Origin of the sequence: Streptomyces sp. PsTaAH-124 (assembly GCF_000373685.1) — a bacterium.
Lineage (GTDB): Bacteria > Actinomycetota > Actinomycetes > Streptomycetales > Streptomycetaceae > Streptomyces > Streptomyces andamanensis.
In genome coordinates this window covers 20058-29060 of sequence record NZ_KB892190.1, presented here as the reverse complement: position 1 = coordinate 29060, position 9003 = coordinate 20058, and the positions used below count along the sequence as shown (strand labels likewise).

6 protein-coding genes are annotated in these 9003 nt (G+C 71.2%); all 6 read right to left on the bottom strand.

Annotated elements, in window-relative coordinates; all coding sequences use genetic code 11:
* Positions 1–4384 (bottom strand): MobF family relaxase (mobF, locus tag B086_RS40970; RefSeq protein WP_158690434.1); only part of this gene is annotated, 4384 nt, incomplete at its 3' end.
* A 485-nt stretch (positions 4385–4869) separates the two neighbouring features.
* Positions 4870–5763, bottom strand: a complete 894-nt coding sequence (locus B086_RS0127585; RefSeq protein WP_018569665.1) for a hypothetical protein — start codon at positions 5761–5763, stop codon at positions 4870–4872.
* A 72-nt stretch (positions 5764–5835) separates the two neighbouring features.
* A complete protein-coding gene (locus tag B086_RS0127580) occupies positions 5836–6357 on the bottom strand; it encodes a hypothetical protein (RefSeq protein WP_018569664.1) in 522 nt (173 codons plus the stop codon).
* Between the two features lie 69 nt (positions 6358–6426).
* Complete coding sequence (locus B086_RS0127575) at positions 6427–6786, bottom strand: hypothetical protein (RefSeq protein WP_018569663.1); 360 nt, start codon at positions 6784–6786, stop codon at positions 6427–6429.
* Between the two features lie 47 nt (positions 6787–6833).
* Complete coding sequence (locus B086_RS0127570; RefSeq protein ID WP_018569662.1) at positions 6834–7955, bottom strand: hypothetical protein; 1122 nt, start codon at positions 7953–7955, stop codon at positions 6834–6836.
* 11 nt (positions 7956–7966) lie between these two features.
* Positions 7967–8551 (bottom strand): hypothetical protein, encoded by a 585-nt coding sequence (locus B086_RS0127565; RefSeq protein ID WP_018569661.1) that lies wholly within the window; start codon positions 8549–8551, stop codon positions 7967–7969.
* Between the last annotated feature and the right edge of the window lie 452 nt (positions 8552–9003).

Genomic DNA, 9003 nt, shown 5'->3' with positions numbered 1-9003 from the left:
CCCGCTCCCCCAGCTGCGGCTCGACGGCGTCCTGGTCGACGGCGACCTCCAGGGCCTCGTCGTGGACCTCGCCCTCCACACTCCAGTCGACCTCCTCGGCCTGGCCGAGGTCGTGCTCCGGGCCGACGCCGTGCGAGACGTCGTCGGCGGCGGCGCGGTGCCGGGCCTCGTATGCGGCGAGCGCCTGGTTGATCTCCTGCTGCTCCTCGTACGTGAGCTCGGCCTCGGCGTCCTGTTCGGGGGCGTGGTGGAGGGTCTCGCCCTCCACGCTCCAGTCGATCTCCGGGGCCTGGTCGAGGTCGTGCTCCGGCTCGGCGACGAGCTCCTCGTCGGGAGCCTCCTCGACGTCCCGCTGTTCCTGGACCTGGTCGTCGGCGCTGCGGCGGTCGAGCTCGTCGCGGGCGGCCTCGGCGGCCTCGCGGGCTGGCGCGGTCTCCTCGTACCAGGCGGAGCGGGCCGCGTCGATCTGCTCCATGACCTCGACCCTCTCGGAGAGGTTGGCCACCAGGTCCTCGTAGCCGCGGGCCTGGGCCTCCAGCTCGGCACGCTCGGCGGCGTCCTCGCACACGTCGGCCTCGGCCTGCGCCACGATCGCCTTCTCCTCGTAGCGCAGGACCATCTGGCGGGCCTCGGACAGTTCCTCGCCGTAGTGGGCCGGCGCCCACGACTTCTCGCGCTGGTAGCGCTTGACCATCTCGCGCAGGGTGGCGTCGTTCGTCCGCGCAAGGGTCTCCTGGTCCTCGGTGCGGCCGAGGGCGGAGTGCGCCGCCTCCCACGCGGCGCGCTGCTCGACCGCGCCCCGTGCGGGCAGGCGGCCGATCGCCGTGTTCGGGGCGTCGATGCCGTACAACTCTCGGTAGCTCTCGATCGTGCCCGCGCGACGGGCCCACTCGGCGCGGTCGAGGACGTCCTCGGGCACGGAGCCAAGGTGGCGGATCGCCCACTCCGGGGGCGCCTCGGTGAGGCGTTCGCCGAGAACATCGCGCCGGACGTCCATGGCCTCAGCCAGCTCGCGGGCGACCTCGCCCTCGGTGCCGGGGATCTGCGGCGTGCGGTCGAGCCAGTCGGGGCCGACCGGCTCGTTCTCCGGCGTGCGGTCCTCCAGGACCATGTCGATACGCCAGTTGACCAGGGCCGGGACGTTGTCGGGGATGGGGTAGCTCATCGGGCGCATCCCGATGGCGCCGGACAGCAGGCGCTTCCCGTCGTGCCCGGCCAGCTCGGCCTCGCGAAGCTTGCGGTAGACGGTGCTGGGGTCGCCCTCCATGAGCTTCTTGTAGTGGTCTTCGCTGAGCATCTGCCGGAGCATCGGCTCGTACTGCTGACGGGTGTGGTCGGTGACGTAGTCGTTCCAGCGAGGCTCCAGTGCCGGGATCGACTCGGCCCAGTCCTGCGATTCGCGCAGTTCCTGGAGCGCGGACAGCTCGCCCCCGTCGCGTTCGACGGCGGCCTGGATCAGGGACAAGGCGTCCTGGTCGAGGGTCTGCAGCCGGTGCTCGTCGCCTGGTACCTGGCACACGCCAAAGGCCCGGTTGTACCGCTGAGCGCGGGTCAGACCCGGGTAGACCTGCTGACGGCTCATGCCTTCCTCGACGAGCAGGTACCCGCCGTACCCGACCGTGCGGCCCTGCACCGCGTTCACGGTGCCCGCGTAGGCGAGCGCGACGTTCTCCTGGACGTAGTCCGAGGGAAGGGTGATGGTCCCGGCGAGCCGTTCGGCGCCGTTGCTGTCGCGGCCGGCGACACGGGCGGCCGTGAGCTGGCCGTCCTCGCCGATCCCGGTCACCCGGTAGACCCGCCGGTTCAGGACCATCCGGCCCTCAGAGTCCTTGAGCTTGGCGTCGTTCTCCCTGGTCTGGATCAGGTCGCCGACACCGGCCCGGTTGGCGTCGACCAAGGGGAGGCCGGTCTCCTCCACGAGCCCGTACCGGACGAGCTCGGCCCGGATTTCCCTGCTGACCTCGGTGGCGCGGGCGTTGGTGGCGGTCATCACCACGGACTCCCTGTCCGCCAGGGCGTCCGCGATGTACGCCTGGATCGTGGCCGCCTTCATCTCCTCCAGCGTGCCGCCCTGAATCCGTCCGTGCAGGTCGTAGACCTCCAGCGCGCTGACGTCACCGCGGCGCAGGGCCAGGCTCGCCTTCGCCTCCCACTCGCGCACCGTGCCGTCCGGCTCCTTGAAGCGGCGCACGTTGCTGAGGCTGTAGTGCGGACCGTCCTCAACCATCGTGCGGAGCAGGCCGCCGGCCTCGGGGGACTGCAGCTGCTGCTGGTCACCGATCGGGACGAGCTTGGCTCCGACCTCTTCACACATATCGGAAATTCGGGTGATGTGATCGGTGGAAGCCATGCCGGCCTCGTCGAGCACGACCAGGTCGCCCGCGCGCAGACGGAACCGCTCGACGTCCTCCCGGCTGCCGAGGCCCTTCGCATACACGTCGAGGAAGCGGGTCGTATTGGTCCGGATCTCGATGCCCTCCTCGCCGAGGACCTCGGCGGCCACCTGCGACGGGCCGAGGCCGATCACCCGGCCCCCGGTGTGCTCCTGCCACGCCTTGGCGATGACGCCCGTCGCGTAGCTCTTGCCCGCGCCGGCGGGGCCCTCGACCACGCTGATCCGCTTGCTGTCGCCGAGGACTCCACGGACGACGTCGGCCTGGTCGGCGGTGACGCCGGAGGACTTCACCACCTGGTCGAGGGTGGGCGGCGACAGGCAGGGGGCACCGGTCTGGTGAGCTCGAGAGGCGACGCGCTGCTCGTCGCTGAGGTGCTCCTCCAGCGCGAACTTCTCGCTGGACATGGCGCGCGGGGAGAACACCGAGCGGCCGTCGCTCGCCCTGATGCGGGACGGCGCGTCGTCGATGATGCTCATGCCAGCGGTCTGCACGACGCCGTACTGGCCGCTCTTGAGGGCCTCGGTCGCCAGCTCGTTGGCGAGCGGCGCCAGCGGCACGTCGCGGGGGAGGTTGTCACCGAGCGTGGTGTTGATCTGCTGGATGAGCTCGCTGCGGTCCCATGTCGCGCGCTTGGTCTGCAGGGCCTCCAGCGACTCCTTGATGACCTCCTGGCGGTCGAACGTGGGCGCGTCGACCTCGGCCATCCTGGTGTCGAACCCGACCCGCTCGGCTCGCTCCAGCGCACCGAGCAGGCCCCCGTCGACCGTGTCCTCGGCGATCCGGGTTGCGCGCTCGATGCGGGCCTCGGCGGACTGGTGCTCGTTCCGCTTCGGGTCGCGGGTGTCAAGAGTGGCGATCTCCTTGAGCCGCGTCTGGACGTACGGGGAGGGCTCGCGGCCGTGGTCCTGGACGTACTGCTCGTGCAGCTCCTCGTACCGGGCATCGATCTCGTACGACCGCTCGGACAGCGCGACCAGCAGCTCGGGCTCGAACCCCTTGATCTCGCGTGCCATTCCATCCGGGCGCATTTCGAACACCACGGGGAGATCCCGCTCGATGGCCTGCTCCATCGTGCGCTCGAACACGGCGGCCGCAGCCTCGCGGGCCTTGCTCACCGACTTCGAGTCGAGGGTGACAAAGTGCTCGTTCCCGTCCGCGTCGAGCACCTTGATTTTGTTGAGAACCCCCACATGGGCATGCAGCTGCGGGTCACCCGCGCGCGAGACATCGTGGGTGAAGATCGCCGCCGTGAAGCCGGTCGAGTCGACGTACCGTCCCGTGCTCGGTCGGTCGCCCTTCGCCTTGCCGTGGTACCCGATGCGGCCGAGGCTGGCCTCCTCCTGGAAGACTTCCATCGCCGCGGCGATACCCTCGTTCAGCGCACCGCGCACCTTGGCCGCGTCCTCGTGACGACCGGCGGCCTCCAGCGCGGTGAGGTAGGTGGAGACCGACTTCTGCGCCGAGTAGGTGTGATCGAAGTACATGGCGGGCGCGCGCTGGCCCTTGTCCCGCTCCTCCCTCCGGATCTCCGCGACACGCTCCGGGTCGGCGTTCGGCTCGGCCTCCAGCCGGGACTCGATCCGCTCGTCAATCGTGCGGAACGCGTACGGCTTCCGGCCCCGGCGGGCGGACGCCTCGGCCTCCTGCATGACCTTCTGCGCGGCCGTGCCGGTGATGCCGTTCTCGTCGATGTACGCCTTCGCGGCGGACACCGCGACCCGGTACTCCTCGGGGTGCGCGTGCTTCCCGAAGATCGCCCGGATGTCACGCTCGGTAGCAGTCGCGCCTTCCTCGACGCCCCACTCGGTGACGCCTTCGCCGATCCACACGGCAAGCGGAGCACCGTGTTCCGTGCCCTTGGCGTAGTAGCCCTCCGGGCCGTCGAGGCCCGGCTCGACGCTGGCCTGGTGCTCGCCCTGACAACCCGAGCCAGAGAGCAGGTAGTTCAGCCCTGCCTCTCCGCCAGAGATCCTCGTGATGCGTAGCACGAGCATGAGGATACGCGATCAAGAGCGGCAGCGACACCGACAAATTAAGAATGCCTAGGTGTGTTATGTAGTAGGGATTGTAGCAGTAGGGCAGAGAGGGAGTTGGAGAGGGGTTGATCGGTAAGGGAAGGGAGGTCGGGAGATGCTGATGAGAGGCGGCGTGCGGGTGCTGTGGGGTGAGGTGCGGAAGGGTCCGGCCGGTGCTGTGAAGCGGGGCCTGGAGAGCGCGAGAGGCGGCGGAGCGCCTCTCGCAAGGACAGGTGCTCGACGGGCCTGTGCAGGCCCTGTACGCTCGCCAGAGACGACATGAGGGCCGACCCCGGACGCGGAGGCGGCCCTCGACTGTTACCACGAGTGATTTTCGCGGCGGCCGATTCCGCCGCGCGCTTCGCGCGCCGGCGCCGTGCTGTGCCCCATACACATGGGGAAGCGCGCGGCCCCACACACGCCCGGGGCCGCGCACGCGGCGGGCCCCGGCGGGCAGGTCAACGCCCCATGTGCATGGGGGAATCCCCGGGCTCGTCGGCCTCGGCCGGGCGGGGTTGAGGGAGTGCGGCGGCGGGCTCGACGGCGGGGGAGTCGGGTTCCGGTTCGGCGTCCGGCCCGGCGTCGGCGGCGTCGTCCTGGTCCTCGTCGGCGGGGAGGGTGAACGGCTCGCCGCACAGTCCGCAGATGATCGGCCCCTCCGCCAGGACCTTCGGGGTCACGGGGAACGCCCGCGGGTCCGGCTGGCATCCGCACGTCACCTTGACCCGCTTGCCGTTCGTCGAGCCGGGGGTCTCCGGCGCGGTCGGGTCCTCCTCCTCGGTGCCCTCCTGGTCGTCTCCGCCGAGGCCGGGGAGGGCGGCCCCGTCGATCTGCCGGATGACGGCCGCGTACTTCTTGCGGGTCTTGTCGGTGAGGGTGCAGTTGGAGAAACCCAACGGTTTCTCCGACTTCCGGGGAGGCTCCAGTCCGGTCTCCCGTGCCAGCTGCGCGAACTCCTTGCGGTGCCAGCGGGGGTCACCCCGGGAGACGTCGGTGATCTTTCGAACATGGGCGAGCGCGTGGGCGGCCTCGTGCAACAGGGTCTTGAGGACCTCCTCCCCTCCGTCGCGGACGGTCTCGCCCGCGACGAACAGCTCCGCCAGGCGCTGCTCCTCCTCGGCCACGGCCCACCGGTCGGCCCAGTGATGCCCGCGGGTGACGTAGTGCCGGCGCTTGGGTGCGTCGGTCGACTTCCGCGGCTTCTCGGTCTGACGGCGTGGGATTCCGGTTCCGGTGATGAACAGGACGGGCGGGAGGTCGGGGTGGTGCTTCTGGATCTGCGTCCAGCACTTCTCCAGCGCGGCGATCAGGCGGGTGCCCTCGCGGCCGGGGTCGGTCTTCGTGTCGGCCATACGGGCCTCCTTTCCCCATGTGCATGGGGTTTGATCATCGGCGGGCGGCTGCCAACTGTTACCGGGCTGGGGTCAGAAGAGGGCGTCCTGGACGGCGCCGCTGGGGTTACCCGCTGCAATCGCGGCGGCGATGGCGGCCTCGACGTCGGCGCCGGTCGCCTGGGCGGTGAGGATCGCGTCGCGGATGGCGACGGCCCGTCCGTCCGGGCCGCGTACGTCGCTGAGCGCGTGCCCGGCCCGGTGTGACCTCGCGTAGTAGTCGCGGATGTTGTCGAGCCGTTCGCCGGCCACCCAATGGGCGGCCAGCTGACAGCTCGACTCGTCGCAGGTGTGGCGGACGACGTGTCCCTCGGGGAGGGCGGCGGCGCCGTGGGCGATCACGTAGCCGAGGACATGGGCGGTGACCACGCGGGAGGTGCCGGCCTTCCTCGACCCGGCCCGCAGCTTGCCGTGCCCGGAGCTGCTGATCGCGCCGAGGAAGTACGCGCACCGGTCCGGGCCGCGGTCGTAGACCTTGGCCCGGTAGCGCTCGACGGTCGCGGCGTCCGTCGCCAGGGCAGCCCACGGCACCGGCGGCGCCTGCTCCGTCGTCATCTCCAGCTCCTCCTCGTGGTCCTGGTGCTCATCTTCGATGGTGGACAGCGGGCCCCACCGTAACGGGGGCTACCTCGCGCGGGTGCCGCCGTGAGTTCGGACCAACTCCGTAAGCTGCTGTGCGGCCTCGGCTAGGCCCAGCCGCTCCAACTCCCACACCGTCCACGCGAGTCGACTGTCACGGCGCGTCGGCTTGCCCGCGTAGATCATGTGAGCAACGCGGGCGATGACATTGCCCACGTTGATCTTGGAGGCGTCGGCGGAAAACGTCAGCATGGACGCGAGAGAGTAGGCGCTCACGGAGGTGGTGTGAGGGTTGATGTCGCCGGGGCCGTTCTCCTGTTCCAGCCGCCAGATGGCACGTAGCGCGGCCTCACGCAGCGCCGTGAGCAGTGCGGCCTCCTGGGTCTTCTTCCGGTTGAACAACATCGTTACCCTCCCAATGGTCGCATTCCTGACGGTTGACCGGTTCCTACCTACTGCTTCCGGTTCTGCAGCTCCTGCAGCTGGCGGCGGGCCTCGCGGAGCTCATCCTCGGCGTCGCGGGCGCGGTTCTCCTGGGTGCGGACCTCGTCGTACAGCTCGCCGGTCTTCGTCTCCAGCGCGGTGATGCGGCCGCCGGCGGTCTTGGCGTCCTCGCGGAGCCGGGCGGCCTCGGCCCGCAGCTCGTCGACCACGGACTGGGCGGCGTCGACCTTGGCTTGCGCGTCGGTGGCGGCCTGGCGGGCGGCCCGCTGGGCGTCCTCGACCTTGCCGTTCGCCTCGACCACACGGCCGTTGGCGGCCTCGACGTCCGCCAGGGCCTTGGCCTTCACGTCGCGGGCGCTGGCCTGCTCCCGCTCGACGGTCTTCTCCATCTCCTTCACCCGGCGGTCGGCCTCGACCGTGGCCTTCCCGGCCTTCTCCTCGGCAGCCGCGACCTCCTGGGCGGTGCGCTCCTCGACCGCGGCGACCTTCGCCGCGGCGTCGGCGGCGGCCTTGGCGACCTGCTCCTCCTTCTGCCGCTCGGCCTCGGCGACGGCGCCGTCCGCCTCCTTCTGGCTGCGGGCGACCTCGGCCTCGAACCTGGCCTTCGCGTCCTCCAGTTCGCGCATCGCCTCGTCCGCCGCTTCCTCGGCATCGGCCTTGGCTTGCCCGGCGTTCTTCGCCCGGCGCTCGGCGGTCTCGCGGCGGCCGCGCTCGGTGACGAGCTCCTCCTGGGCGGCGGCGATGGCGGCGTCCGCCCGGGTCTCGGCGGCGGCGACCTGGGCCTCGGCGGCCTCCGGGTCGGCGACCCGCTCCATGAGCTCGACGTACCGGGGGAGTTCGTTCGTCAGGTCCTTGACGGCGGTGAGGACGGACTCGCGCACGAGCATGGCGGTGGTGGCTGCGCCGGTCACCGGTCGGTCGGTGTCCTCCTCGGCGGCCTGGGCGGCGGCCGCAGGGCCGGCGGCGCCCCGGCGCTTCGCCCGGTACGCGGTCATCGCGTTGTGGTCCGGGTCGTCGCAGTACTTCGGAGCCTGCCCGCGCACCGTGGGGTCCTTCGGCACCCGCGGGCGGTGGCAGTCGGGGAACGCGCACTCATCGACGGCGGTCTGCTCGGTCTGCTGCTCGGTCATCTTCGGTGCTCCTAGTCGGCGGTGGGGAGATCGCTGCGGCGGACGACGTACTCCGGGTAAACGTGCCAACCGGTGTCCTGGCCACGGTCGAGCAGCTCGGCGTAGCCGGTGCCCTCGTCGTCGCCCTCCCAGGTGAGGACGGCGTCGGCGACGTCGTCGGGGTGCTCATCCTCGCGGTACTTCGCCTCGGCGTACGCACGGGCGACCGCCTCGTCCACGGCCGGGATGGCGCCGGGGTCGGTGCCGCGGGCGACGAGCCAGACGGCGGGCTGCGGGTCGCGCCAGGCGGCGTACTCCTGGCGGACGTACGCGCGCAGGTCGGCGGCGGGGGAGTGCGGGCTGAGTGCCTGCGGCGGCACGGGGCCGGCGGCCGTGCCGTGGGCCTGGTCGTGGGTGGCCAGCTTGAGCGCGGCGCTGCGGACGTCCTGGCTCGCCTTGCCGTCCGCCTCGGGCACGTCGAGCGTGCTGCGGTCAGCGAGCGCGGCCCGGCGCACGAGCCGCTCGCGGATCGGGAGCTGGGCCATCGTCCGCACGAGCTCCTGGTGCTCCTCGTACAGGTCCGGGGCGGTGTCGTACGCGGCCGGCCGTTCGGTCATCTCGTCCTCCTCGTCGCCTTCACGGTCCCCCCAGCCTAATGCATTGCATTGCATTTCGTCAATACAATGCATAACTGTGATGCAATGAAATGCAATGGATTAGGGGGGGTGGAAGATCACCCGGGCCACGACCGTGGTCGCCACGACGGCCTTGGGGCGGGGGCTGCCCCCCGGTGCCAGCCCCCCGGTGACGACACGCTCCTCGGCCACGACGCGCCCGCACCGACGCGGAGCGACCACACCGGCCGCGACCGCATCGCGGCAGCAGGTGCTCCCCCTCGACCACGGCCGGCGGTGCGGTCTCCTCACGCGCCCGTCATGCGCGACGGCGGGAGCACGGCGGCCCGCCCAACTCCGGCCGGGCAGACGGTGACCGGTCCGCCACCGACCCCCCCTCCCTCCGCCGCTAGCCCGTCTTTCACACCCCGAATCACCCGCAGCCGCGCACGCTG